This is a genomic window from Paenibacillus sp. FSL R10-2736 (genome assembly GCF_038000245.1).
Taxonomy (GTDB): domain Bacteria; phylum Bacillota; class Bacilli; order Paenibacillales; family Paenibacillaceae; genus Paenibacillus_AQ; species Paenibacillus_AQ phytohabitans.
This window is the reverse complement of record NZ_JBBOBN010000001.1, coordinates 6239204-6264036: the sequence shown is the minus strand read 5'-3', so window position 1 is coordinate 6264036 and position 24833 is coordinate 6239204. Positions and strand designations below refer to the sequence as shown.

The 24833-nt window shown below is 53.6% G+C and carries 26 protein-coding genes; 10 read left to right on the top strand and 16 right to left on the bottom strand.

What is annotated here, in order from left to right; translation table 11 throughout:
* Nucleotides 1-622: 622 nt before the first annotated feature.
* The 12 genes from NSQ73_RS26840 to NSQ73_RS26785 form a co-directional block, all read right to left on the bottom strand.
* Nucleotides 623-2032 carry a nucleoside recognition domain-containing protein gene (locus tag NSQ73_RS26840; protein WP_042134111.1) on the bottom strand — a complete coding sequence of 470 codons (1410 nt, stop codon included), beginning with the start codon at nt 2030-2032 and terminating at the stop codon, nt 623-625.
* Nucleotides 2010-2741, bottom strand: coding sequence for a FeoB small GTPase domain-containing protein (locus NSQ73_RS26835; protein ID WP_340988945.1), 732 nt, complete (start codon nt 2739-2741; stop codon nt 2010-2012). Before NSQ73_RS26835 ends, NSQ73_RS26840 begins: the two co-directional genes overlap by 23 nt.
* Nucleotides 2738-2992, bottom strand: a complete 255-nt coding sequence (locus tag NSQ73_RS26830) for a FeoA family protein (protein WP_039302013.1) — start codon at nt 2990-2992, stop codon at nt 2738-2740. Before NSQ73_RS26830 ends, NSQ73_RS26835 begins: the two co-directional genes overlap by 4 nt.
* 296 nt (nt 2993-3288) lie before the next feature.
* Complete coding sequence (locus tag NSQ73_RS26825; protein WP_340988942.1) at nt 3289-3747, bottom strand: SRPBCC domain-containing protein; 459 nt, start codon at nt 3745-3747, stop codon at nt 3289-3291.
* 84 nt (nt 3748-3831) lie between these two features.
* Nucleotides 3832-4794 (bottom strand): helix-turn-helix transcriptional regulator, encoded by a 963-nt coding sequence (locus tag NSQ73_RS26820; RefSeq protein ID WP_340988940.1) that lies wholly within the window; start codon nt 4792-4794, stop codon nt 3832-3834.
* A gap of 113 nt (nt 4795-4907) precedes the next feature.
* Nucleotides 4908-6005: a GerAB/ArcD/ProY family transporter gene (locus NSQ73_RS26815; RefSeq protein ID WP_340988938.1), complete on the bottom strand. Its 1098-nt coding sequence runs from the start codon at nt 6003-6005 to the stop codon at nt 4908-4910.
* A gap of 9 nt (nt 6006-6014) precedes the next feature.
* Complete coding sequence (locus NSQ73_RS26810) at nt 6015-6248, bottom strand: hypothetical protein (RefSeq protein ID WP_042134121.1); 234 nt, start codon at nt 6246-6248, stop codon at nt 6015-6017.
* A gap of 12 nt (nt 6249-6260) precedes the next feature.
* The gene (locus NSQ73_RS26805) at nt 6261-7493 is read right to left on the bottom strand and encodes a Ger(x)C family spore germination protein (protein WP_340988935.1); all 1233 of its coding nucleotides are present in this window, start codon (nt 7491-7493) and stop codon (nt 6261-6263) included.
* The gene (locus tag NSQ73_RS26800) at nt 7490-8593 is read right to left on the bottom strand and encodes a GerAB/ArcD/ProY family transporter (RefSeq protein WP_340988933.1); all 1104 of its coding nucleotides are present in this window, start codon (nt 8591-8593) and stop codon (nt 7490-7492) included. Before NSQ73_RS26800 ends, NSQ73_RS26805 begins: the two co-directional genes overlap by 4 nt.
* The gene (locus NSQ73_RS26795) at nt 8590-10212 is read right to left on the bottom strand and encodes a spore germination protein (RefSeq protein ID WP_340988930.1); all 1623 of its coding nucleotides are present in this window, start codon (nt 10210-10212) and stop codon (nt 8590-8592) included. Before NSQ73_RS26795 ends, NSQ73_RS26800 begins: the two co-directional genes overlap by 4 nt.
* A 187-nt stretch (nt 10213-10399) precedes the next feature.
* The gene (locus NSQ73_RS26790) at nt 10400-11041 is read right to left on the bottom strand and encodes a phosphodiester glycosidase family protein (RefSeq protein WP_340988929.1); all 642 of its coding nucleotides are present in this window, start codon (nt 11039-11041) and stop codon (nt 10400-10402) included.
* Nucleotides 11042-11085: 44 nt separating this feature from the next.
* A complete protein-coding gene (locus NSQ73_RS26785; protein WP_340988928.1) occupies nt 11086-11550 on the bottom strand; it encodes a stalk domain-containing protein in 465 nt (154 codons plus the stop codon).
* 270 nt (nt 11551-11820) lie between these two features.
* Between NSQ73_RS26785 and tnpB the strand changes: the two genes are divergently transcribed.
* The 3 genes from tnpB (at nt 11821) to NSQ73_RS26770 (ending at nt 14812) form a co-directional block, all read left to right on the top strand.
* The gene (gene tnpB, locus NSQ73_RS26780) at nt 11821-12945 is read left to right on the top strand and encodes an IS200/IS605 family element RNA-guided endonuclease TnpB (RefSeq protein WP_340988927.1); all 1125 of its coding nucleotides are present in this window, start codon (nt 11821-11823) and stop codon (nt 12943-12945) included.
* 199 nt (nt 12946-13144) lie between these two features.
* On the top strand, nt 13145-13726 hold the full coding sequence (locus tag NSQ73_RS26775; RefSeq protein WP_340988925.1) for a histidine phosphatase family protein: 582 nt from the start codon (nt 13145-13147) through the stop codon (nt 13724-13726).
* Between the two features lie 234 nt (nt 13727-13960).
* Nucleotides 13961-14812 carry a GGDEF domain-containing protein gene (locus NSQ73_RS26770; protein ID WP_340988924.1) on the top strand — a complete coding sequence of 284 codons (852 nt, stop codon included), beginning with the start codon at nt 13961-13963 and terminating at the stop codon, nt 14810-14812.
* A gap of 409 nt (nt 14813-15221) precedes the next feature.
* Here NSQ73_RS26770 and NSQ73_RS26765 read toward each other — a convergent pair whose 3' ends face one another.
* Together NSQ73_RS26765 and NSQ73_RS26760 are read right to left on the bottom strand one after the other, a co-directional pair.
* The gene (locus NSQ73_RS26765) at nt 15222-15956 is read right to left on the bottom strand and encodes a glycerophosphodiester phosphodiesterase (protein ID WP_042233051.1); all 735 of its coding nucleotides are present in this window, start codon (nt 15954-15956) and stop codon (nt 15222-15224) included.
* 164 nt (nt 15957-16120) lie between these two features.
* Nucleotides 16121-17278 (bottom strand): amidohydrolase, encoded by a 1158-nt coding sequence (locus NSQ73_RS26760; RefSeq protein WP_340988923.1) that lies wholly within the window; start codon nt 17276-17278, stop codon nt 16121-16123.
* 284 nt (nt 17279-17562) lie between these two features.
* Between NSQ73_RS26760 and NSQ73_RS26755 the strand changes: the two genes are divergently transcribed.
* The 5 genes from NSQ73_RS26755 to NSQ73_RS26735 all read left to right on the top strand — a co-directional run bounded on the left by NSQ73_RS26755 (nt 17563) and on the right by NSQ73_RS26735 (nt 21740).
* Nucleotides 17563-18609, top strand: a complete 1047-nt coding sequence (locus NSQ73_RS26755; protein ID WP_340988921.1) for a uroporphyrinogen decarboxylase family protein — start codon at nt 17563-17565, stop codon at nt 18607-18609.
* Nucleotides 18609-19451 carry a MetQ/NlpA family ABC transporter substrate-binding protein gene (locus tag NSQ73_RS26750; RefSeq protein WP_171717460.1) on the top strand — a complete coding sequence of 281 codons (843 nt, stop codon included), beginning with the start codon at nt 18609-18611 and terminating at the stop codon, nt 19449-19451. The genes NSQ73_RS26755 and NSQ73_RS26750 overlap by 1 nt, the downstream gene beginning before the upstream one ends.
* A 1-nt stretch (nt 19452) precedes the next feature.
* The gene (gene proC / locus NSQ73_RS26745; protein WP_340988918.1) at nt 19453-20268 is read left to right on the top strand and encodes a pyrroline-5-carboxylate reductase; all 816 of its coding nucleotides are present in this window, start codon (nt 19453-19455) and stop codon (nt 20266-20268) included.
* Nucleotides 20265-21053 carry a VOC family protein gene (locus NSQ73_RS26740; protein WP_340988917.1) on the top strand — a complete coding sequence of 263 codons (789 nt, stop codon included), beginning with the start codon at nt 20265-20267 and terminating at the stop codon, nt 21051-21053. The genes proC and NSQ73_RS26740 overlap by 4 nt, the downstream gene beginning before the upstream one ends.
* Nucleotides 21054-21212: 159 nt before the next feature.
* Complete coding sequence (locus NSQ73_RS26735) at nt 21213-21740, top strand: NAD(+) diphosphatase (RefSeq protein WP_042134141.1); 528 nt, start codon at nt 21213-21215, stop codon at nt 21738-21740.
* An 8-nt stretch (nt 21741-21748) separates the two neighbouring features.
* Here NSQ73_RS26735 and NSQ73_RS26730 read toward each other — a convergent pair whose 3' ends face one another.
* A complete protein-coding gene (locus tag NSQ73_RS26730; RefSeq protein WP_340988915.1) occupies nt 21749-22351 on the bottom strand; it encodes a hypothetical protein in 603 nt (200 codons plus the stop codon).
* Between the two features lie 145 nt (nt 22352-22496).
* Here NSQ73_RS26730 and NSQ73_RS26725 point away from each other — a divergent pair, with 145 nt between their 5' ends.
* Both NSQ73_RS26725 and NSQ73_RS26720 read left to right on the top strand, forming a co-directional pair.
* Nucleotides 22497-22949, top strand: coding sequence for a YhcH/YjgK/YiaL family protein (locus NSQ73_RS26725; protein ID WP_340988914.1), 453 nt, complete (start codon nt 22497-22499; stop codon nt 22947-22949).
* A gap of 210 nt (nt 22950-23159) precedes the next feature.
* Nucleotides 23160-24026: a GNAT family N-acetyltransferase gene (locus NSQ73_RS26720; RefSeq protein WP_340988913.1), complete on the top strand. Its 867-nt coding sequence runs from the start codon at nt 23160-23162 to the stop codon at nt 24024-24026.
* A gap of 123 nt (nt 24027-24149) precedes the next feature.
* Here the strand turns inward: NSQ73_RS26720 and NSQ73_RS26715 are convergent, their stop codons facing one another.
* Nucleotides 24150-24815, bottom strand: coding sequence for a sensor domain-containing protein (locus NSQ73_RS26715; protein WP_340988912.1), 666 nt, complete (start codon nt 24813-24815; stop codon nt 24150-24152).
* Between the last annotated feature and the right edge of the window lie 18 nt (nt 24816-24833).

The following is a 24833-nucleotide window of genomic DNA, read 5'->3' as shown; positions in this document are numbered from 1 at the left end:
TGATAATAAGATGAACTGATTCAAATGTTGCACAAATTACAACTTTGAGGTAGAGATACCGGGGCATTCGAGAGAATTGTTGTAGAAAATGCAAGAATTTCTACATAAATTCAATGAAAATAAGGGAAATGTTGTATTCTGTACAACAATTTTGATTTTCGCCGCTTATCGCGATGGGATTGTTGTATTTCGTGCAAGATTTTGAAGGGAGGAAGGGGAGGGGGCCGCACAGCGTCCCGCCTGCACGTCCGGATCCATTGCCCCGCCCCGTCGCCCCGGCTCGTCGCCTCTCTCCATTGCCCAGCTCCATCGCCCCGCTCAGCGTCCCGCCTGCGCGCCCAGCTCCGTCGCCCCGCACAGCGTCCCGCCCACGCGTCCGGCTCCATCGTCCCGCCCGCGCGTCCGGATCCATTGCCCCGCCCCGTCGCCCCGCACAGCGTCCCGCCCGCGCGTCCGGCTCCATCGCCCCGCCCCGTCGCCCCGCACAGCGTCCCGCCTGCGCGCCCGGCTCCATCGCCCCGCCCCGTCGCCCCGCACAGCGTCCCGCCCGCGCGTCCGGATCCATTGCCCCGCCCCGTCGCCTCTCTCCATCGCCCGGCTCCCCGCCTTAAGCGGCGTGGCATCATACCCAGCCGAACAGCCGTGCTGCGGCTGCAACCAGGTAGGTTACCGCGATGGCGATGCCGAGCGGAATGACGGCGGAGAGCACCGCCCACTTCATGCTTTTGGTCTCCTTGTAGATGTTCACCAGCGTGGTGCCGCAAGGATAGTGCAGCAGGGAGAACAGCATCATATTCAGCGCCGTCAGCCAGGTCCAGCCGTGGCTCAGGAAGATATCCTTGATGCTGCCAAGACCTTCGATATCGACCATGGCACCAGAGGACATGTAGCCCATGAGCAGGATCGGCAGCACAATCTCATTGGCCGGCAGCCCGAGGATGAAGGCCATGATAATGAAGCCGTCCATGCCGAGCAGCTGGGCAAAAGGATCAAAGAATGCAGCCATATGGTTAAGCACGCTCTCTCCACCGACAAACACATTGCCGAGAATCCAGGTGATGATACCAGCTGGAGCGGCGACGACGATAGCACGGGTCAGCACATTCAGCGATTTTTCTTTGGAGGAACGGACGATGGTCTTCCAGATCTGCGGACGGCGGTATGGCGGAAGCTCCAGCGTGTAATGGGTAGGCACACCGCGCAGCGCTGTTCTGGACATGACCCAGGATACACTCAGAGTTACGGTAATGCCGACCAGCACGATGCCCATCAGCACCAGCGCTGTGGAGAAGGTGCGCAGCATTCCGGTTGTCGCTGCCCCGACCATGAACATGGAGGAGAGCAGGATAAGTGTAGGCCAGCGGCCGTTGCAGGGTACGAAGTTGTTGGTCAGAATAGCCAGCATCCGTTCACGGGGTGATTCAATAATGCGGGTCGAGAGAATGGCGGCAGCATTGCAGCCGAAGCCCATCGACATCGTTAAGGCCTGCTTGCCGTGGCCGCCGGATTTCTTGAACAGGCGGTCCATGTTAAAAGCTACACGGGGCAGATAACCGAAATTCTCCAGCAGCGCAAACACCGGGAAGAAAATCATCATCGGCGGCAGCATGACACTGATGACCCATGAGGTTCCGCGGTACAATCCGAGCACAAGGACGCCGTGCAGCCAGGCCGGCGCATGAACAGCGGTAAATCCAGCAGTCAGATAACCTTCGATCCAGCTGAAGAGGGAGGCAAGCCAGCTTGAAGGATAGTTGGCTCCGGCAATCGTAATCCAGAATACCAGGCCGAGACCGGCAAGCATGATGGGGAAGCCCCAGAGCTTGGAGGTAACGATATTATCCAGTTTATAGGTGCTGCCCAGCTTCTTCTTATCTTGATAGGTGACTGCATCGCTGCAGATGCCGGCGGATACGCCGTAGATCCCGCTGACAATCTCATCGCGGATTCCCCCTTGATCAGCCAGCTTCTTAGCGGCTGCGAGCAGAGAATCCACCGGGTCGTGACCGTTAATGGCATGCGGTGATTCCATGGCCGACTACCTCCTCGCTTACGGGAATATCCTTACGGCTCATGCGGGCTTTGAGTGAAGTAAGCAGGCTGTGATCACCATCCAGCAGCCGCAGGGCAATCCAGCGGGCGGGGTATCTCGAACCGATGGTCTGCTCAACCATAGGAATCAGCTCGGCAATGCCTTGCTCAATGTCAGAGCTGTAGGTGATTTTCAGCGGCTCTGCCTTGAATGCACCCGTAGCCACGCGCTCGATTTGATCAAGAAGCGCTTCGATACCAATTTTGTTACGGGCAGAAATAGCGGTTACGGGAACGCCGAGCCTCTTGGAGATCCGCTTCAGATTGATATCAATCCCAAGCCGGCGGGCTTCATCGATCAGATTGATGCAGACCACGGCGCGGCCGGTGATCTCCAGTACCTGCAGGGCAAGGTTAAGATTGCGTTCCAGCGAGGTAGCATCCAGGACCACTAGCGTTACATCCGGCTGTTCAAAAATAATATAGTCCCTCGCAGCCTCTTCATCGGCGGAGTTGGAGTAAAGCGAGTAGGTGCCCGGAAGATCCACAGCCAGGTACGTGTGGTTCTTGTGGGAGAACCCGCCTTCGGCGGTGACTACGGTTTTGCCTGCCCAGTTGCCGGTATGCTGGCGCATGCCGGTCAGCAGATTGAACAGCGTGCTCTTACCCGTGTTGGGATTGCCTGCAAAAGCGACCGTGTACTGGCTCATCCTTCACCGCCTCCAATTAATTGACCATAGATTAATGAGCTCTCTTCCCGGCGCAGGGCAATCGTTGTATTGCTTACCCGGAATGCCGTAGGATCTCCCAGCGGGCTGCGCCGCAGCACTTCTACAGCATTGCCGACGACGAATCCCAGATCAAGCAGTCTTCTCCGCAGCACGCCCTGAACTTCAATGCCGCTGATGCGCAGCGTACTGCCGTTCACAGCTTCTGACAATGGAATAACGGCTTCAGCCATAAGATCTCCTTCTTTCGTATGAAATGGAATGAATGAATATATAGCCATAAGTATGGAGTATGCATTTATATAGTGTATTGTGCACGCGGCATAGATTATTGCAGCCTGCCACAATATTAGTATATGTAAATAATTTTGTCCTTGCAACAAGAATGTTTCCCTAGGGAAAGAAAAAATAATCCCTGCTATAAAAGCGGCACGAGCCTCTTTATAGCAGGGATAGCGGAAGAGTAATAAATTAGAAGAGTCTATTCTGTGGTGATACTTGTTTGAATATAACGGAGGCTGTCTGCTGCTTACTCCCGGCTGCCGAAATCCAGGGTGCGGCCGGTTTCTGCCAGCGTCTTCGTATTGCTGAGAATCTGCCACCATGAACTGTTGCTGGCATCGTAGGAAGGGTCATCCGGATGCCAGTCTCCATGAACCAGTGTCAGCCTGGTACAGCCGCCCGCCGGCTCCAGCTTCCAGGAGATGACAGACTCATAACCCTCTCTATTCGTGAGGTAAGAGGGTCCGGTCTTATGGGAATAGCGCAGCGTCTGCTGCGGAATATATTCGAGCAGAGTGCCGTAGACATGCACCGTTTCTTCCCCGGCAGCCCCCGGACCTACATACTCCAGCTGTTCACCCACAACAAAGCTGGAGCGGATCACACTCCCGTAATAGATTTGCCGGACCTTCTCCGGGGAGACTAGAGCCTCCCATACCTCTGCAGCGGCAGCACCAATATAGAAGTCATACTTCAATTCTCTCATTCCCTGTTCCTCCTGGCATTATTGGATTCATGAACAATATACACAAGGATCACTGACAGCTGCAGTCAGTCATCCCTCAGGAGATTAAGAATCCTTATAATGTTCGGCGAGATCCGCAGCAACCCTGGACAGCTTGTGCTTGAGGGATGCGGGTTCCACAATGGCCAGCGATTTGCCGTAAGGCAACAGGAAATAAGGGGCGTAGCTGTGTAAGGCAGCCTGATTCAGCAGAAAGCGGGCACTTCCCGTGCTGCGCCGCTCCAGCGTATGCCCGAATAGCCAGTGACTGCACAGATCGTTCAGGGTGGCTTCGGCCGCTTCGATGACCACAGCGGTTAACTCAGAGTCCTGCTCCGTTGCAGCAGGAAGCAGCCTCTGCAATAAGAAATCCCGTGCCGAGAATCCGTCAGGACGAAGGAAAGCTGCCCCTGTCCGCTGCAGTCCGATGATCCGGTCCACCCGGAAGTTGCGGATATCCTGGCGCAGATGGCAGAAGCCGGAGAGATACCACTGGCCCTTCCACATCACCAGACCATAAGGGTCGATGCAACGGGAGGAAACAGAGGTACCGTTCCCCTTACGGTATTCCATCTGAAGAGAGAGACTCTCCGCAGTGCAGACTTCCAGTTCTTCAAGCAGCAGCGAAGGGTGCTCTCCAGGGGAGTGGAGGATCGCAAGTCCGCTCTCATGGCGTTCCATCTGCGACAGCTGGGCTTCATTGCTGTAACGCTTAAGCTTGGCAATTGCCCCGTCGAGCGCATCAACGTAAGGGTAGCCGCTTCCCCTGGCAAAAGCAGATGCCTGTACAAGTGCCCGCCGTTCTCCATCATTGAAGAATAGCGGAGCGGTGCTGAAATGCTCCGGCAGCCAAAAGCCGCCGCCCGGCCCGGCATCGGCCTCTACAGGGACACCGCTGGCGCACAGCGCATCGATGTAGCGGTAGATCGAACGGACGCTCAGTTCAAGCTTGTCTGCCAGTTCGGCGGCCGTTCTTTTGCGCTGCTTCAGCATCCAGAGTATAGACAACATATAATCGGCTTTGGCCATTGGCTTGAACCTCCTAGGCAGAATGACTGATCTAACAGCCAGTTTACCTTCAACAACCCGTTTTGCCAACCTTCTGCAGCGCCGCCGGGTAATGTAGCCTGGCTGGGACCGGCTTACGAAGTGGATCTCTTAAACCCGCTGCGCACCAATATGGAAATGGCCAGCAGCAGGGGGATAGCGACCTGGAACACCGGATCAAGCCTGAGGCTGGGGCCCAGGCCGATGGCGATATGCTGCGTGTAGTCGCGCTCCAGAAAGGAAGCTCCATAGATCATAGCGCCTACCGGAAAGACCCACCATTTGGCCGGTTTGCCGGTTAGCTCCGCAATAGCTTTTACCGAACAGAAATAGAAGAGCATCATCTTAATCAGCAGTCCCAGAAAGAGCTGGATGGTCACCAGGATATCGAGCCGTTCCACAAACTTGAGGTTCGATAAGGTCCGGACGGTTTTGAGAAAAGGCAGCTGGCTGATTCCCGCAATGGTCGGGCCGAGGACCGCCACATTCAACGCATTCATGAAGATCAGGAAGAGACTGATCAGGAGATAGGCGTTCACGGTATATTTTACAGGCACACCGGGCTTCTCCCATAAGGACCACAGCATCAGGAATACGATCATCTGCCCAAACGGGAACGAGACGATATCCGGCAGCGCGGCTTTGACGATAGGCATCAGTCCGCCCTCCATGACCGGAGCCAGCCGGCCGAAATCAATCGATCCCATAATTCCCAGCAGCACAACAAGCACAATGTAAAAGAAGATCATCACCGGCAGCAGAATCTCCGGCAGCCGGAAAATAACCTCTGCCCCCTTCCAGATCGCATAGAGGGCAAGAAGCACAAAGACTAACATCGTTACGGCCATCGGGGTTCTTGGCAGCATGGTGATTGCTGTGAGCTCACCTAAATCACGGACATTACGCATGGACTGATAGGCGAAATAGAGGCAGTAGACACCGCCGATGAATGAGCCGGCAAACCTGCCGAAATGAAATTTCAGCATTCCAATCAGATCTGTATGCAGAGAACGGTGCTGAATCCACATCAGAAGCAGAAGCAGGATGAATCCGGCGGCTGAACCTGTACACATCGCCAGCCACGAATCCTGCTTGGCTTTGCCTCCAAGCAGGAACAGCGGCGTGCTGCCAATTTCAAACAGCATAATCATGAACGCAATTTGCAGGGAGGACACCTGTTCTTTTTTGGGCATAATCAGCATTCAGCCTCCTAACCAATAGATTATTGCCCTGCCGATAGGCTGAAAGAACGCCGTATACAAGATCCCGACACTAATGAAGGGGGTTCTTGTCATTCCGCAAATATTAATATAAGCGCAATAGACAAGAATGCAGCCCAGCCACAGGCGGTGCAGCTGGCGGCCCTTTCCGCGCAGCCTGGTGCTGCCCCATAAGAAGGCAAGAATATAGAGTATAAGAGTTATAGCTATTTTCATAGTGAAGCTCCTTTACTCCTGCTGGACAGACTTGAACGATTTATTGCTGAGGCCTGTCCGTTCAATCTGGAACGAGACATGCGGGCGGATTTCAATCTCCTGAAATACGCTGTCCCAGCTTTTCTCCTTCTCAATCTGCTTCCAGCGCTTGCGGTCGCTGCGGTGGACTCTTACCGCAAAGCCTGTGACGTCTGCGCCGAGCTTTTTAACCTCCGTCCAGGAGTTATTCACGAGATCGAGTACCTGCCGTTCGAGGGATGCTTCCATTTCACTGATCGCTTTACGGTCATTCAGATCCATGACACTGCCAAGCTCCGTTAATACCCCGCTGCCCTTGATGTCTATATCCATGATGAAATGGTCTTTAGCCCAGACGGGATGTACATTAGTCCAGGAATTCTGGAGAATGAACGAGGCGTCAAGCTTGTCGCTCTTCCGGGGCTGGGAAGCGAAGGCGATGGTTGCGGTCTCGATATTGTCTGTCATAAAAGACAAGCCAAAGGCCTGTTCCTGGCTGAGCCAGCCCACAAACTTCTCGCCTTTGATTACACCCAGTCTGCCCAGCGCCAGGCGTGAAGGCAGATCTGTCCGGCCGGTCTCGCTGGTCTCATCCATAATATCCGGACCCGTAAGCAGAATCTCCGGCAATAACGCACTCCCGGACTCAGAGGCGAGGGACATCGCCAGCTCAAACAGGCGTGTACCGGGATAAAAGGACAGCAGCCGCGACTCCTGTTCAATCATGAGCTGGATACCGGCGCCCTGGTTTTTGGTCAATTGCATCAGCTGATCCAGGATATCGCCGGCTTCGCCTTTGGAGATGAACACATATACGGTTTCCCGGGCATCCTGCTTGCGGAGGAACATGTCAATCAGCTGGTTGATGCCATGCTTAGCCAGACTTTCCCCGATGACCGTAATCCGCGAATGGGAGAAGAACATCTCACGCGTGCTGGTCAGATTGGTCCGCTCGATCGCTTCCATAATCGTCCGCCCTTTTACCGTGAAGGTGACGAACGGCGGTGAGCTTGTACTGCCTCCTCCGCTGCCGCCCATCCCGCTGGAACCGGATGAAGGATTGATGACCTGATAGGTAGCTTTCCATTGATTGTTCTCCCAGTCATAAGCTGAGCCTGAGGTAATACCCAACTCGCTCAGTTCACGGTCATCCCAACAGCCGGAGAGAAGGGCAGACAGAAGCGGGAGACAGAGGATGAGATGTAATGTCTTTCTCTGCAGGTTCATGATTCCCACCCTTTCCGCTTGGACCTCGACTTCCGTGCCCGGTACAGTAGGATAGCCCCCAGCGGTACGAGCACATTGAACAGGAAGAAGACCACAAAACGTCCTTCCTTGTTATAAACGTTGAGCTTGGCCGAACTTTGCCAGGTGAACAGGCATTCCAGTGCAATAAGCAGACCAAGCGCTCCGATAAAAGGCCGGCTGCTGCTCACCCGGAACGTCTGCTTGAAGCACTCTACTGTCACGAACAGGAAGATCGCGAATTTCAGATAGATGGACAGCACCCAATAGGAAATGAACAGAATATCCAGCTTCTCAATGAATCGTCCAATCCTTATAATGCCCACGGTAGAGAAGCCCGGATAGGTGCTGAGCTTGATGAAATCCGGACCGAACACCATCAGGGCCGAGATCAGGGAGAACATCATAAGAGCGGAGACGAACAGCAGTCCGGTCCACCCGATAATCCGCGCTCTCTTCGGATATTGCAGGTAGGGGGCCAGAAACAGCAGCACGGCCACTTCAGACATCCAGGCAGTCGGTGTCAGGCTGGCCAGCGTTAATTCAGCCAGGTTATGATCGAACATTGGCAATAAATTATGCACATTCAGATCGCTGAACAACCCGAACAGGTACAGGGGTACGAAAACGAAATAGAGCAGGATAACCAGGGTATTCACTCTGGCGATGGATTCGATGCCTTGTCTGACCATATAGATGGTGATGAACAGAATCAGGCTTACCAGTATGGTAACCGGGGTTTCGACCAGTACATTGTCCTTGATGAAATTGACGAATTCACGCAGGATCGTTGCCGTGGTATCCAGATAGAATTGCAGCATCAGCAGACCGAGTATGGTCGAGACTACCGGAGAACTTTGCTCCCTGACCCAGTCCAGGAAAGGCGCGCCATTGTTATTCTGAATCACTGTCCCGACAATTGCAGCAATAAGCAGCCCGGCCAAGGTGGACATAATAATCGCCATTGGCGCATCTTGCTCTGCATAGGTGCTAATAATGATGGGCAGCACGACGGTAGCCGTCGGCAGAATCGTATTAACAACCAGCATGGCTGCCTGGGTGGTGCCGATTTTTCCATTCATGCTGGACCCTCCTCCTGAGGCTTCGGCTGTTCCGGTGCTCCTTGATTCGCTCCTTCAACAGGCTGAGGCTTCTGGTTCGGCCCTTGTCTGCGGGTTTCTTTGCCGAGATCGGTCTTGGGACGCATAGTCATGCTCCATAGCGGAACGCGGATGAAGATATCCTTCAGATAACGCGGAATCATCGGCGCTACCGGAGACAGATAGGGAACGCCGAAGGAACGCAGTCCCGCCATATGAATCAGGAGCACCATCATGAAGGACATGATTCCGAATAAGCCAAGCGATGCAGCGATGAACATCATTACAAAGCGGATTAGCCGGATGGAGTTGGCAATCGCCAGTGACGGAATCACAAAGTTCGAGATGGCGGTAAAAGAAACCACAATAACCATAGCCGCCGACACAAGCCCGGCCTGAACGGCAGCCTGGCCCAGCACCAGCGCGCCGACGATGGAGATAGCCGGTCCGATGGTGCGCGGCATACGTACCCCCGCTTCACGCAGCACATCGAAGGTGAGCTCCATGAGCAGCGCTTCCGCCAGCGCGGGCAGCGGCACCCCCTCACGCTGGGAAGCGAGACTGATCAGCAGGGTGGTCGGCAGCATTTCCTGGTGAAAGGTAGTGACTGCAATATAGAGAGCGGGCAGCAGCATCGACACAAAGAAAGCCCCGTAACGGATCAGCCGCAGAAAGGAGGATATATCATACCGCTGATAATAGTCTTCACTGGACTGGAAGAAGTTGAAGAAGGTAGACGGCGCCAGCAGGGCAAAGGGGGTGCCGTCAATAATAATCCCGATTTGTCCTTCCAGAATGCCTCCGGCTACCGCATCGGGACGTTCTGTGTTCTGAATGGTAGGGAAGGGGGTCAGGCCGCCGTCCTGAATGAATTCTTCAATATAGTTGCTCTCCAGAATGGCATCCGTATTAATGGCATTAAGCCGGCGGCGGATTTCTGTCAGGACCTGTTCGCTGGCGATGCCCTTCAAATAGATGATGGCGATGCCGGTCTGGGTACGCTGGCCGATTTTATATTCTTCGATCCGCAGATCGGTAGTTTTGAGCCGGCGGCGCAGCATGGAGGTGCCCGTGCGCAGACTTTCCGTGAAGCCCTCCTTCGGACCGCGGATGACACCCTGGGAGGTAGGTTCGTTAATGCTTCTCTTCTCCCAGCCGGAGGTATCTGCGGCCAGTGCCACCTGAAGTCCTTCGAACAGAATCAGCGTATAGCCTTCAAAAAGCATAGCCAGCAGCACTTCCAGCGTCTTGCCTTCCTTGACGCCCCCGACCGGCAGCATCTGATCCTTGATCATGCTGAAGGCAGCTTCGGCGGTAATTGAATCTCCTTTCAGCGTCACATTCTCCATCAAGGGCTGGAGCACCGTCTGGTTGACAGAATCGGCATTCACCAGGCCGTCAATATATATGAACGTAAGGGAAAGGGAGCTCAAGGATTCATTGGTGAAGTTGCGGATGACGATATCCGAGCTGCTGCCGATCCGCTTTCCGATTTCCTGCAAATTCACCTCTAGTGAGGAGTTCAGCGGGAGCGGTGCGGGCACAGAGGTTTCCACGGGATCTTTGCCTGTCTTCCGGCCTTTCTGCTGATTCTGCGGCATCTTCGGGGGCTCCTTTCTGCTGGATTCTGGATTCTTTGGCTGTATTATCCCCCGCAGTCGGATTCCTTATTCTGCCTGATTTACGGAATCAGTAGGTGAAATCCAGGCTTGTGAACGCGAAAAAGGCATTTCTCCAACCTGTTCAGGATGGTAGAAATGCCTCCATATAGATGCTTATGGCCAGATACTATTTGGTCTGGACGACCAATGCATTGCTGATCAGGCGGCCGGGGGTGGTCAGATATTTGCCGTTATAGTAGAGACCACTGGAGGCGCCGCCATCCAGATTCATCGCCTGGTACGCCCCTGCCTGCTTCATAATTTCCGCCAGCTGGGGGATGGTCGCCCCGCCGGAGGTCAGCAGAATCAGCTTGTGGTCGCGCGTCAGGCCCAGCGCGCTGCGGGAGCCTCCGCCTGTCAGTATCTTAGGGTCCTTGAAGCCCTCGGCGAGCACATTGAGGGATACCTTGCCGTTCACCAGCAGCCGCGGGCCTGCCTGTAACGCTCCTTGAATGGAGCCGCTGTCGAAGCGGTTCTTGAATTCACTGCCCGGAATCAGCTCAGCCAGAAGGTTGCCGTCATAGGCAAAGACCGTCCGCTTATCTCCGGGGCTGTTCTTCAGCATCTTGCCGCCGCTGATAATATAGCCGTAGGGAGCATAATAGGTTCCTTTGGTATAGGCATCGAAGAAGGTGCCGTTGATGGCGGCTGCGGCATTGCTGCGCTTAGCAATGCTGGCGAGCGCCTCTGTCTTGCCGACAGTATTTCCGGCAAGGACGGCATCCAGCTTCACTGACGGATGCAGCAGGGAGACCGTAACGGTCTGCACGGCGAAGGAACGTCCGCCGACCTTATATGTATGTTTGCCGCTGACTACGCAGGCGTACCGCTCTTGATCAGGGCGCCGTTCTGCACAGGCAGGGTGGCTGTTGCCTCGCCGCTCGTGAGCTTGAGCGATGCGGAATCTTTATTCCACTGGAGCTGTATGCCAAGCGTCTGGCTGACGAGAGACAACGGAATATAAGTCATGCCATTCTCGCTAAAGGGACGTTCGCCCAGGGTAACGGGCTTGCCGTTGACGGAGGCTCCGGCCGTGCCTGGAGTGAAGGTAACAGACAAATCATCGCGTGTTACCTGGATCTGTCCTCCAGCAGAGCTTACGACAGACTGGATGCCGGCGAAGCCGTTCAGGAATCTTAGCGGAATGAACGAATGGTTCTCCTTATCAACATAGACGGCAAGTTTGGCTGGTGCCGCCGCAGCGGCCCGGGATTGCAGCGGGGACAGAAGGACAGCAAGCAGACAGAAAGCGGTGAAGAGGACGGACATTCTTTTCATAGTAAACGAAATCTCCTTCAATTTGTAGCAGTATAACTGCAGTTTAGGATGAATCTGGAATGGACTCCAGAAAGAAGCACTTGAAATACTATAATATAGCGGGCTCTCTTGACCGTCAATGGAACATGCATAGAGAGGAATGTTCGTTTATCTAAAAAAGCCGAGAATACCTCCACCCTCGATAGGGTGGGGATGAATCAGCGGTTTTCGATTTCGAAACGAACATATGTGCTATAATATGGATAAGTTCACTAAAAGGAGGTGTTGCACATGCTCGTGTCTGCGCAGGATGTTTCTTCGAAACCCCTGGTTCATCAAGCCTATAAATATCGGATCTACCCCAATACAGAGCAACAGCAACTCATTCGTCAAATGTTTGGCTGCTGCCGTTTTGTGTTCAATTACTTCTTGGGAGCTTGGAATCAAAGGTATGCGGAAACGGGAAAAGGCTTGTCTTATCACGCTTGTGCAACACAACTCCCCGGTTTAAAAGCACAATACGACTGGCTGAAAGAAGTCGATAGCATCGCTTTGCAGTCGGCTGCTCGTCATGTGGCGGATAGCTTTGATCGTTTTTTCAAGAAGCAAAATCAAGCGCCACGCTTCAAGAGCCGAAAGCATCCGATTCAAAGTTACACGACCAAATTCACCAACGGGAATATCGCCATGGAGGGCAGTCGCTTGAAGCTCCCAAAACTCGGCTGGATACGTTTTGCAAACTCCCGGAAGCTGGAAGGCCGGATATTGTCCGCTACCGTTCGTAAAAACGCCAGCGGGAAATTTTTCGTTTCGCTCGTTTGCGAAGTTCAAAAGAACCCTCTGCCCCAAGTGGATACACCTATTGGCATCGACTTAGGCTTGAAAGAATATGCAGTATGCTCAAACGGGGAACATATCGCCAATCCTCGCTTTTACCGTCAATACGAGAAAAAGCTGGCGCTTTGGCAGCGGCGGATGGCTCGGCGTACTCCGGGCGGCTCCAACTGGAAGAAAGCAAGGCAGCATATCGCTCGTATTCACGAACGCATTGCCAATAAACGAAATGACTTCCTCCACAAGCTGACCACGAGACTGATTCGTGAAAACCAAACGATTAGTATCGAACATCTGCGTGTGGCGAATATGATTCAGAACCCCAAGCTTTCAAAATCCATTGCTGATGCGTCTTGGGGCGAGTGGGTGCGACAGCTGACGTATAAAGCGAAATGGTATGGACGAAATCTTCGGATCGCCGACACGTTTGAGCCGACCAGTCAGCGTTGCCATGTGTGTGGCACGATCCACCCCGAGGTGAAGAACCTGTCCGTTCGGGAATGGACATGTACGACGGCCTGCGGGACGATCCATGACCGTGACGAAAACGCCGCTCACAATATTGAACAAGTAGCGGTTTAACCGCCACCTAACCAAACGATAGAATTCAACATTTCACTTGCGTCAAAAATGTAAAACTGCGGGAACGCAGGGATCGCTTGCTCCATAAGAAGAGGGTACTCTTCTGTTCGCAAGAATCCGCCACTTCAAGCGTTAGCTAAGAGTGGGGGAGAATTCAAAATTAAATCACTTACGGATATTGGCACAAAGGCGGGAAGCGATGATAACAAGAATAGGCTTGATTCGGCACGGCAGCACACTCTGGAATCAGGAAGGCCGGATACAGGGCCACACGGATAATCCTCTGGACGAGGAGGGCTTCCGGCAGGCAGCCGTACTTGCAGAGCGCCTCAGCGGTGAATCGTGGGATTATATCTATTCAAGCGATATGCTGCGGGCCAGACAGACGGCGGAGGTCATTGCCGGGAGACTGGGCAAACCGCTGGCGGGTCTGATTCCGGGGATACGGGAAATGAACGGCGGGTTGATAGAAGGGACTACGGAGAAGGAACGGATCGAGCGGTTCGGCAGCGGGTGGAAGACGATGGATATGAAGCTGGAAAGCCGGGACCTGGCTCAGCAGCGGGGTGTCCGGGCCGTTGAAGAGGTTGCCGCCCGCCATCCGGGGCGCAATGTCCTCATTGTCAGTCATGGCGCCATTCTGCGCAGTACGCTGGCAGGACTTGTTCCCTCACTGGATCTCAGTGTAGTGCTTAAGAATACTTCAATTACCCGTATAATCAGAGATGCCGGAGGCTGGACCTGCGAACTGTACAATGGCGTGGAACATATGAACGAATAGACAGTCTGGACGATTCTGGAATACAAGAGAGTCTCCCGTGCAAAGGGCGGCTCTCTTCCATATGTCCCAGAACATACCATCGCAAATCCTGCAGCTTTTGCCGATAATATTCTTAGCATTTATGCAAAGTCTGGCCTTACCTGCCGGAAATGTTCAGAATATGTTCAGACTAACCCTGTACAGTAGCGCTTAAAAGCGATAAATCATATGATTATCAAAGGAGGGCAGAGTAACTTGGAAGAGGCCCGGAATTATATACTGGCTGTATTATCTATTCTCATTGGAGTACTAACGGTGTACAGCATCCTCAGGCTGACGCGGAATTTCTCCAAATGTCACCAAAGAGCCCGCGCGGTCCGCACGAGCCTGGTTGTACTAGTTATTAGTGCAGGTCTTGGCAGTATGCACCTGCTGGGTAAGAGAACTTTGTCGGGGTTCACCGCTGAAGATAGCAATCTGTTTATTACTATGGCACTCTATGTGCTTACGCTCGCCGGAATATTGTACCTGTTCCTGCGTGTGCGTATGCTCCTCGTAGAGCGCGAGCAGCTGAAAGAACTGGCCTACCGGGATACCTTAACCGGACTGCTCAACAAGAATGGAATGGATCATTTCTGGGATCACTGCAAATCAGGCGAACAGCTTGCGGTATTATATCTGGATCTTAACCGCTTCAAATCGATTAATGATACGCTCGGCCATCATGCGGGAGATTTGCTGCTGGAAGCCGTTGGCGGCAGTCTGCAGCAATTTTCCCGTAAAGGCAAACGGCATATCTTCAGGGTGGGCGGGGATGAATTCGTCATCATCGCCAAACGCTGCAGCCGCAAGGATGCGGAGCAGCTGGCCCTTAAGGTTCTGGAGAATATCACCCGGAATTATAAATTGGAGACGCATGAATTGTTCGTATCCGCGAGCGTCGGCATCACTATGAGCCAAGGCAGGATTGACCGGAAGCGGCTGCTCCAGGAGGCTGATTCCGCTATGTACAATGCCAAGCAGCTGGGCAGCGGGCGTTATGCGGTCCATAAGCAGGAGAATACTCTTCCTCCTGTGAAGCTGGTCAGCAGCTCCAGAGCCCAATAGCTTGTGAAATCCTGCCCAAAATACAACATTTTGCTCATAAAATCGGCCCTAATCCACAAATGTTGTATGAAATACAGCATTTCCCCTCATTTAAGCCGATTAGCGGGAGAATTCTTGTATTTCGTGCAACAATTCTCCCGGACAGCTGGGCAGGTGGCAAGCCAAGTTGCAGTACGTACAACATTAATACCGGGGCCAGCAATGAACCTGGTATGAGGCGGGTACGAGCCAGGTGTGAGACAGGTACGAGCCAGCTATGAGCCAGATATGAGACAGTGATAGCTGTACGCAGAAACGGATACCATCCCTTAGAGGAAGGTATCCGTTTCTGTTTGGTACGGCCGCTGCCTGAGTGCTTCAGACGGCTCCTGATCCGGAAGCAGCAGCCACTCCGGCCTTTTTGCCAATACTATAATCCCTTGGCTGCCAGCAGCCCGGCAAGTACATCCGGGTGATCGGTAATGATGCCGGCCACTCCGGCCTCAATCAGATAGGTCATCCGTTCGGGATCATTTACAGTCCAGGGATGATAGACGATTCCGCTCTCTGCTGCATCGGTGACGAACTCCGGCAGAACGGAAGAGAAATGGGCATGCAGTGCATCCGCCTGAAGCGTAGCCGCATAATCCCACGGACGGTATAAGCCTTCGCCATACAGTATGCCGGTGCGGATCTCCGGTGCCAGCGACTTGCAATAAGCAAGGGAGTAGTGGTTGAAGCTGGAGATGACTACCCGCTCACTCATGCCCTGCTCCCGTACAGCGGCTATTACCTTTTCCTCCATACCGGGATAAAGGAACGTGCCGTTCTTCAGCTCAATATTAAGTACTGTCTCACGTCCCTGAAGCAGATCCAGCAGCTCATCCAGTGTCGGAATCCGCTCTCCCGTGAACTCAGGACTGAACCAGGACCCCGCATCGACCTCCAGCACTTCACGAAGCGTCTTATCCTTCACATATCCGCTGCCTGTAGTGGTGCGGCTAAGATTCTCATCATGAATGATTACTATGGCTCCGTCACTCGTCATCTGCACGTCCGTTTCGATGCCGGTTGCGCCAAGCTCAAGACCCTTGCGGAATGCCGCCATTGTGTTCTCCGGGGCGACTGCGGATGCGCCGCGATGCGCGAAATTAATGATGTTCATGTACTGTAATTCCCTCCGTCTCTTGGTTGTGATGATGCCCGTGTTGGACGGGCCCCCTTGTAGTGTATTCCACATAACATGAAGAAACCCTGTCCGCAAGCAGCGAAAAGGGTGTGATTTCTTGGAAACTAACATGCGCTGGCAGAAGCTATTAGAATGGGGGATTAATTCCCCAGCTCTTTCAGGGCCGCAGCAGCCAGCTCTGCGAAATACTGTGCTGTCGGCAGCAGCGCCGATTCATCGACGTCAAAGCGCGGGTGATGAAGGCCGTAAACCCCTTCGGTACCGATGTTGACGAAAGCGCCCGGCAGCTGCTGCAGATAAAAAGCGAAATCCTCGCCCCCCATCTGCGGATCAAGCTCAAAGACAGTGAGGCCAAGACGGGCCGCAGTCGCTGCGGCAAACCCGGCCCAGCGGGGGTCATTGACCGTTGCCGGCGGTCCGGGTATCCACTCAAGCTGTGCTTCAGCTCCAGCAGCGGCAGCGACCCCTTCGATAATCTGCCGGATCTGCCGTGGCACGGCTTGGCGGATGGCTTCATTATACGTCCGGACTGTGCCTTCCAGCTCTACAACGCCGGGCAGGACGTTCCAGGTGTTGCCGCCCTGTATCCGGGTTACGCTGACCACCACCGATTCAACCGCACTGGTAAGCCGGCTCACGATTGTCTGCAGCGAGGTGATGATCTGCGCCGCTGTTACAATCGTATCCTGGCCGCGTTCCGGCTGAGCTGCATGTCCTCCTTTGCCGAGAATCGTAATGACAAACCGGTCTACACCGGCAGTAAGTGCACCACTGCGTGTTCCGAATGAGCCTGCTGGCAGGTCGGGGTTATTATGCAGTCCAAAAATGGCATCTACTCCACGGAGCCCGCCGGACTCAAGTACGGCTATGGCCCCATGCCCGGTCTCTTCCGCAGGCTGGAACAGTATTCTGACGGTCCCGGCAAGCTCGCTTTCCTGTGCCTTCAGCAAGTAGGCCGCGCCCAGGATGCCTGCCGTGTGGAAATCATGCCCGCAGGCATGCATCCTGCCGGGAATCACGGAGGAGAAGGGCAGCCCCGTATCCTCTTCAATAGGCAGGGCATCGATATCTGCACGGATGGCAACAACCGGGCCCCGGCCGCTGCCAATCTCGGCAATCAGTCCTGTCTGCAGCGGAAGATCAAGCACAGTAATTCCCGCTTCAGCCAGCCAGCGGCGCAGCCTGTCTGTGGTCTGAAATTCCTCGTTCGACAGCTCCGGCTGCTGATGAAGCTCCCTGCGCACCTGAATCAAACGCTGAGCCAGCTGCTGTTCCTGATCTTGCGTTAATGACGGCATGGATGTACAGCCCCGCTTTCTCCAATTAATCTATCATTCCTGTAGATTCCTGATTAATCCGATTGATTTATTTACTGCGCATAATACCTTTAACGGAAAGGCGCTGTCAATGTGTTATTTAACGATCCGGGGATTTATGAAATATTTCATGAAAGTGATGGATATCTCATTGACGTTTCATTTTTCCCCATGCTATTATACGGCCAATTCATTTAAATCCGATAGAATAACTCTTTATTTAATATTTCGGAGACAATGTGTTGCATCCAGAAGGGGGAGAGCATATGGGAGAGTGGTCGAGACAGGAGCGTTTTGCGGCCTTGCTGTCAGGGGAGCGGGCCGATCGGCCGATTGTCAGCGGCTGGCGCCATTTCATAGACCGGGAGAGTAATGCCGGTGATCTTGCAGACAGTACAGTAGCTTATACGAAGCAATTCGATTGGGACTGGGTCAAAATCAATCCGCGGGCTACGTATTATGCAGAGACATGGGGCAACACCTATGATTCCGCGGATTACCGTACGGTATTTCCCAAGCAGACCCGTGCGGTGATCCGGAAGCCGGAGGATGTCTGGAATATACAGGCGCAGCAGGCTGCAGCCGCAGCGCCGCTGGCCGAGCAGTTAGAGGCTGTAAGCCTTATACGCCAGGGCCTGCCGGATACTCCGCTGACCCAGACCATTTTCTCGCCGCTTACCGTGCTGCTGTTTCTGGCGGGCCAGTCGGCTTATGCCGGTGACACGGTTTATGGCAGCCGTGAGCCGGTGACCGTGGCAAGTCTGCTGGAGGAGCAGCGGGCTGGTGTACATCAAGCGCTGAAGGCCATCGCCCTGACGCTGGCAGATTATGTGCAGGAGCTGGGCAAACGGGGGCTGGACGGGATTTTTTATGCGGTGACCGGCACCGCTCATCCGGGGGTTTTTGACGAAGCAGCGTTTCAGGAGCTGTCCCGTCCGTATGATGAGATGGTGCTGGAAGCCGCCGGTTATGGCAAAAGGATTCTGCATACTTGCGGTGCCTATTCGCAGCCTGAAAGGTTCAATAATTATCCCATTGAGGGCATCAGCTGGGATACCGCAGCACCGGGTAATCCCGGTTTGCATGCAGAGCTGAGGCCGACGAAGGTGGGGGGAGTGGATCATGCCTTATTCGCAGCCCATGATCCCGGGCGCATCCGTGCACAGGCTGAATTCGCCCTGCGCCTTATGGCGGACGAGCCGTTCCTGCTTGCACCCAATTGCGCGATACCGCTTACCGTGGAAGATCGTTCCTTACAGGCATTACGTGATTCTATTCCGCATGAGTTCACATATGAAAAGGGGTTCAAATAATGAAAAATATCGTGAAGCTTAAGAAATTGGCAGCTGTGGTTCTGGTGGGGATGTCGGTCGTGCTGGGAGCCTGCGGGAACAAAACGGCTACAGGAGAAGAGAAGAAGGATATCGTTGTGGGCTTTGGCGTGGGCACCTATGAAGAGCAGTTCCGGCTTGGCATTGTGCCGATTCTGGAGAAGGAAGGGTACAAGGTGGAGATCAAAACCTTCTCCCAGAACATGCAGGTCAATCCGGCGATGAAGGAAGGCTCCATTGACGCAAGCATCTTCCAGAGTACGGCTTACATGGAAGGCATCAACGCGGAACTGGATGCGGATATGGCTGTGCTGAACTTCGTGCCGAGCGCACCGCAGGGACTCTATTCCGAGAAGCATCAATCGCTTGATGAAGTGAAGGACGGCTCTGTGATTGCCCTGCCGAATGATCCGGTTAACCAGGAGCGTGCGGTACGAATTCTGGAGGATCTCGGCTGGGTGAAGGTCAAGGCGGATGCCGGGACCACAGACTTCAACCTCAGCAGTGTGGAGCCGGACAAATACGATCTGAAGCTGGAGTCGCTGGATTCGGCGCAGATTCTGGTCTCGCTGGCTGATGTGGATTACGGCGTGGTGAACGGCAACTATATCGCCAATGCCAAGCGGCAGATTACCGAAGCGCTCCAGATTGAGAACACGCCGGAGCAGCACCGGGTAACCGTAACGGTGAACAAGGGCGATTTGGATACCCAGTGGGCCAAGGATCTGAAGGCAGCGTATGAATCGCAGGAGTTCGAGGATTACATCAACGCCCAGGATAAATACGACGGCTTCATCCTTCCGGATGCCTGGGAGAACAACTGATATGGCAGCGGGCAGAATTCATTTCATCGGCGGCGGGCAAATGGCGGAAGCGATCATCCGGGCCGTTGTTGGCAATGGTACTTATAAGGCTGAGCAGATCAGCGTGGCAGACATTCATGAAGAACGGACGGCTTATCTGAATACTGCCTATGGCGTGCGGGCAGCCGGCAAGTCTCAGGAGGCGGAGCTTGCCGGAGCGGAGCTGATCATTATTGCCGTCCGGCCGCAGGATGATCTTGCAGCTGTTGGCGCGGCCATCTCCAGCTATGCGTCAAGCGGAGCGGCGGTCCTGTCCATTGTCGCCGGAGTGACCATCGATAGGCTGGGTGGTTACGTTGGAGCAGAACGTCCGATTATCCGGGTGATCCCGAATACGCTGACCGATACCGGACTCGGCTACAGCGGGGCAGCTCTGAACGCTTTCGCGGATAAGGAGCAGGTGGAAGAGTTCCTGAACGGGTTCGGCAAGGTGCAGTATCTGGAGGAATCGCTGATTGATATCTTTACCGGGTACGGGGTGGCCGGGCCGAATTATGTCTATTATTTCATCGAGTCCCTGGCCGATGCCGGAGTGCTGGCAGGACTGCCGCGCGAACAAGCATGGAACACGGCGCTGGAGAATGTAGAGGGGGCCGTAGCCATGCTTCGGCACAGCGGACTGCATCCCCGGCAGCTGCTGGACATCAACAACTCTCCGGGCGGAGTTGGCATTCACGCGCTGTATGAGCTGAACAACAGTGACTTCGCAGCCGGGCTTCAGCGCAGTGTCAAGGCTGCAGTGAAACGCACAACGGAGCTGGGGCAGGTGAAGTCATGAGCGCGCTGCATTGGGATCATACCGTGCATTATGTCAATGATCTTGAACAGGCCATCGGAGCCTTCAGGGACAATGGCCTGGCCGCTTCCTACGGCGGATCGCATAAGCTGTGGGGGACTCATAACGCGCTAAGCTATTTCGGGCTGAACTACATCGAATTTCTGGCGATTGAGGACCGGGAATTAGCGGCAAGTCTGGATACCCCTAATCTGGTGGTGAAGGATGCCGTGAATCTGCTGCCTGATCATGAAGGGTTCAGCAGGGTAGCGATCCGCACCGATGATATTGAAGCAACCGCCTCAGCGCTGGAAAAGCAGGGCCTGAAGCTGTCTCCCGTACTTGATGGCAAACGGCTGAACGCACAGGGGCAGTGGATTGAATGGCGTATGCTGACCATCGGCGGCCATTACCAGGGTCTGGTCTATCCCTTCATAATCGAGTGGAAGGGAACCGATGCCCTTCGGGAAGAGGATCTGACGGCAGCGGGAATTATCGTTCCCCATCCGGCAGGAGAAGTGACGGTCCGCCGTGCTGTATTCTCCGTACCTGATCCGGCAGCGGCGGCGGCTCACTGGGGAGAAATCTTCGGCTTGGCGGAAGTCCAGGCCGGTTCATCTGCAACCCCCGGCGATAGCGTTTCACTCGCGGTTGGCGATAAGGTATTTGAATTCCGGCGCGGGGAAGACCGGCAGATGACCCGGCTGCTGCTAAGCGGCGATGCTCCGGGCCTGGCGGGCCGTACGCTCACTATTGCTCAAGGCGAGTATGTGTTTACAGCCGAGTAATGAAGAATTGCAAGTCCGTTGCCTGCGCGTGTTGCCGGCAGCGGGCTTTTTGTTGCCGGGAAGCGGTCTATGTGCGGTATTGAATTACGGCTGGTGTGTTCTTCAGCAATCGCTTAGAATAAGTCTGAACTATACCCATAACAGAAAGAAGCGATACACTTGAAGTTTTGTCTCGAATGTGGAAGCCGTCTGGTCCTGAAGGAATGTAACGGAGAGGGGGAGGTACCCTACTGTGAGTCCTGTGCCGCGTTCCGGTTCCCGGTGTTCAGCACGGCAATGAGTACAGCGGTGCTGAACAGGGAGCTGGATAGAATCCTGCTCATCCAGCAGTATAACCGCAAGGATTATATCCTGCTGGCCGGTTACGTGAATAAAGGGGAGAACGCCGAGGCAGCGCTGATCCGCGAAGTGCAGGAAGAAGCAGGGCTTGAGATCATCGCTTATGAATATATGCGCAGCCAGTATTTCGCCCCTTCCAATACACTGATGCTTAATTTCATCAGTGTGGCTGACACGGAGGACCTAAGCGCAATGAGCGCTGAGCTGGATCATGCGGCATGGTTCACGCTGGATGAAGCTGCGGACGCCATACTGAAGGGCAGTCTCGCGGAGAGCTTCCTGCTGACGATTATCGGTAAGCTAAGACAAGGACGGACCTTGGAGAGCTTCACAGCGGCCTCACGTTAAGCATGATTTCAGGCTGAGACGATATTGCGGATTCTCTCGTGCACCTGCTGCGCCTCCAGAAAGGCTGCGGAGTACTGAAGATCTGTTTTTCGGGCCGGCAGCAGCCGGGGCAGGAAGGGAATCGATACGACAGGTGTATCCGCGTTGTTAAAATAGATTTTTAGCGTCAGCTCGCTGATCTCTTCGGCATTGCTTATGGCTTGGACAGCTTCTGCGAACCCGGGGGTGGCGGCTACACTTGGGCGGATTCTCGGCGCACTGGTCGTAATCCGGCTGGTCTTGCTGACTTTGCTGAGCGTTAAGGCATTCTCGACGATCTCCGCTCCCAGAATGGTATCGAACGTGTAGATAGTGGCTGTAGCCGGCTCCTGTCTGCCGGGATGGAGCAGACCGATGGCCATAGTCTGGCCCGCCTCATCCAAGGCGATCAGATGGGATTCGTCAGGTGTGATGAACCGCTGGGGAAACTTAAGATTGAATGCGGACAAGGCATGGATGGCCTCTTTCCGGCCGGGTGCTTGGGGATGGGACCGTATGAACTGAAGCACCGCAGCTGACAGCAGGAGCGAAACGCCAAGCACAGCAAACATGTACATCAGAATAATAAGCACTGAACCGCCTCCTAAAAGGTAACTATTTAATAGATATGCGGGGAGTACGTGAACAAATACATAGACCGGGCCTGCCGGGATCATATATTATTTGGGTATTCTGCAAGGCGGGGAATAATTCAGAGATTCCAGGGGGATTCCAGGCATGATTGTTGATACACTTAGCCATTTGCTCAAAGATGAGGCTGCATACGGAGAGAAGATCCAGAGAGGGCTGCAGTTTCTGCGCGATACCGATTTCACCGGGCAAGCGGCCGGACGCCATGAGGTCAATGATGAGATGTTCTATTTCATCAACGAATATCAGACCAAGGATGCCGGAGAATGCTTCTGGGAAGCGCACCGCGTGAATCTGGATCTGCATTATATTCTGGAAGGTACAGAGCGGATCGGCTATGCTGCCATTGAGCAGCTTGATGTAAGAGATGACTACAGCGCAGAGAAGGATGCGATCTTCTTCACCGGTGCAGTAGAATCTACGGTAACTGCAGGACCGGGCGCTCTTGTCGTGTGTTATCCGCAGGACGGACATATGACAGGGATTGAAGCAGGCAAGCCCGAGGCTGTGCGGAAGGTAGTTTTGAAGATTAAGCTATAGTCCTTAGGACAAGGAGCAACGGCTATGCTGACCCTCAGGGGACGGTGTAGCCGTTGCTGGTTAAGCTGCCGGAACAACGCTTCCCGATGTCACAAGAAAGTAAAGTTGTAGACTGACGATGCCATCATTAAGCTTTCGGGCAGGATTGTTAGACCAAATGCGGTGAAGAGGACAAGTAGATCTGTGAGCAGATGAAAGGGTGATATTTCAATGCAATTCAAGTGGTATACGGATGTGCATGAGTTTTACCATGATACCTATGATGTCCTGATGCGTCATGAAGCACAAAATTTGATTCCTCTTGGCAATATCATCATTGGGCATGAAGGAAAAGACAAAACAGACTGGCGTGACCCTGTAAATTGGCTAATGGCAACTATTTCGGATGCTAAGGGCATACAACTTACCGCCATAATGACACCGCCACACAATATTACGCTTTATGCAACAGACAACATCATTAACCCGGAAGCTATAAACTGTCTGATAGACGGGTTGAAGGACAGTGAAATTCCAGGTGTGACAACCGAAAAAAACCTGGCAGAGTATTTTGCCAAAGAATATACCTTGCGCAAGGGAATAACCTGTAATACAACCATGAGCCAGCGTATATATGAACTTACGGCAGTAAACCCGGACATTCAAAAGGTTGGTATCGTTCGATTGCTGAATGAAAAGGATATTCACTTTTTCCCATACTGGGCTGAAGCATTTTATGCAGCGGGGAGTTATGGCCAAACAGAAATGTCCATTCCGCAAGAGGCAGATCCTTACTTCTACCGGATAGCATCAAAAAAAATCTATATTTTAGAGGACAACGGGATACCCGTTTCTATGGCAGGATATACAAGGGTAATGCAGACGGCTATTGGCGTGGCATTTGTATATACCCCTCCATATGAGCGCGGCAAGGGTTACGCTACTTCAATTGTGGCGCAAATAAGCCAGCTTGCCTTGGATAAAGGGTTTACGAAGTGCGTCTTATATACGGACTTAGCAAATCCCACATCTAATAGCATCTATCAAAAGATAGGCTATATGCCAATTTGTGATTCGCTCCAGTTAAAATTTGATTAGTAGAATGAGGCGTACATATGCAGAAAAGATACGGCGGCGCATCATGGTGATGTACCGCCGTTTTTTCGTGAACCGGAATAGTACAACAGGTGCAAGCCGGTACCTTCGTCAGAAGTGGAGCCTCTAAGCGTTATGTAGGACTTCGAGCGGGGCTTTCACATCCTGGTGTGTTCCAGAGATCATGTTAATCCAGGCAGTATACAAACGTCCAAGGCCCGAAAGCAGTAACGGCAGCATCAGCAGCAGCACAAATCCCATTCCGCATACGATCCAGGAGCGTTCATCCGGTGTTGTACCAGACAGGAACACGAAGACGTCCGGGTCCAGCATATTCTGGTCATAAGAGAATACGGAAGAGCTGACTCTCTGGACTACAGGCGACAGGAGGGCACTAATGGCAACCGAGGGCAGGGCAAGAGCAAGGGTGAATCCCAGAATGCCTGCGGGCAGCTGCAGTATGCTGTACAGGATTCCCCGGTACGACTGGCCTTGGCGAAGCTGGTATCCTAATGTCCGCAGACCTTCCCAGCGGAAGGCAGCCGGATGGTCTGGCATAATATGCTGCGAGGCTCCCCCTTTACCGTGAGACCAGGCTTCGGCAGCCTTCTGTTCGCTGATCATCAACGTGCGGCACCAGGTTAGTGTCAGGGCCAGCAGTGGCAGCCCAACCCATATAATTACCAGAGGCAGACTTACACATAGGCCTGTAATGGCAATAACAAAAGCGATTATTCCTTTAGGCAAAGAAAGCATGAGCATTTTCCACGCGTTTATACTTCGTCGTAACATCAGGGCAACCCCTCTCCA

Coding starts and splice junctions, on each gene's coding strand:
- proC (WP_340988918.1), top strand. CDS start 19,453: ATGGCAGCGGGCAGAATTCATTTCATCGGCGGCGGGCAAATGGCGGAA.
- NSQ73_RS26795 (WP_340988930.1), bottom strand. CDS start 10,212: ATGCCGCAGAATCAGCAGAAAGGCCGGAAGACAGGCAAAGATCCCGTG.
- NSQ73_RS26840 (WP_042134111.1), bottom strand. CDS start 2,032: ATGGAATCACCGCATGCCATTAACGGTCACGACCCGGTGGATTCTCTG.
- NSQ73_RS26750 (WP_171717460.1), top strand. CDS start 18,609: ATGAAAAATATCGTGAAGCTTAAGAAATTGGCAGCTGTGGTTCTGGTG.
- NSQ73_RS26805 (WP_340988935.1), bottom strand. CDS start 7,493: ATGAACCTGCAGAGAAAGACATTACATCTCATCCTCTGTCTCCCGCTT.
- NSQ73_RS26715 (WP_340988912.1), bottom strand. CDS start 24,815: ATGTTACGACGAAGTATAAACGCGTGGAAAATGCTCATGCTTTCTTTG.
- NSQ73_RS26835 (WP_340988945.1), bottom strand. CDS start 2,741: ATGAGCCAGTACACGGTCGCTTTTGCAGGCAATCCCAACACGGGTAAG.
- NSQ73_RS26785 (WP_340988928.1), bottom strand. CDS start 11,550: ATGAAAAGAATGTCCGTCCTCTTCACCGCTTTCTGTCTGCTTGCTGTC.
- tnpB (WP_340988927.1), top strand. CDS start 11,821: ATGCTCGTGTCTGCGCAGGATGTTTCTTCGAAACCCCTGGTTCATCAA.
- NSQ73_RS26755 (WP_340988921.1), top strand. CDS start 17,563: ATGGGAGAGTGGTCGAGACAGGAGCGTTTTGCGGCCTTGCTGTCAGGG.
- NSQ73_RS26815 (WP_340988938.1), bottom strand. CDS start 6,005: ATGCCCAAAAAAGAACAGGTGTCCTCCCTGCAAATTGCGTTCATGATT.
- NSQ73_RS26760 (WP_340988923.1), bottom strand. CDS start 17,278: ATGCCGTCATTAACGCAAGATCAGGAACAGCAGCTGGCTCAGCGTTTG.
- NSQ73_RS26810 (WP_042134121.1), bottom strand. CDS start 6,248: ATGAAAATAGCTATAACTCTTATACTCTATATTCTTGCCTTCTTATGG.
- NSQ73_RS26830 (WP_039302013.1), bottom strand. CDS start 2,992: ATGGCTGAAGCCGTTATTCCATTGTCAGAAGCTGTGAACGGCAGTACG.
- NSQ73_RS26765 (WP_042233051.1), bottom strand. CDS start 15,956: ATGAACATCATTAATTTCGCGCATCGCGGCGCATCCGCAGTCGCCCCG.
- NSQ73_RS26800 (WP_340988933.1), bottom strand. CDS start 8,593: ATGAATGGAAAAATCGGCACCACCCAGGCAGCCATGCTGGTTGTTAAT.
- NSQ73_RS26725 (WP_340988914.1), top strand. CDS start 22,497: ATGATTGTTGATACACTTAGCCATTTGCTCAAAGATGAGGCTGCATAC.
- NSQ73_RS26825 (WP_340988942.1), bottom strand. CDS start 3,747: ATGAGAGAATTGAAGTATGACTTCTATATTGGTGCTGCCGCTGCAGAG.
- NSQ73_RS26775 (WP_340988925.1), top strand. CDS start 13,145: ATGATAACAAGAATAGGCTTGATTCGGCACGGCAGCACACTCTGGAAT.
- NSQ73_RS26740 (WP_340988917.1), top strand. CDS start 20,265: ATGAGCGCGCTGCATTGGGATCATACCGTGCATTATGTCAATGATCTT.
- NSQ73_RS26720 (WP_340988913.1), top strand. CDS start 23,160: ATGCAATTCAAGTGGTATACGGATGTGCATGAGTTTTACCATGATACC.
- NSQ73_RS26820 (WP_340988940.1), bottom strand. CDS start 4,794: ATGGCCAAAGCCGATTATATGTTGTCTATACTCTGGATGCTGAAGCAG.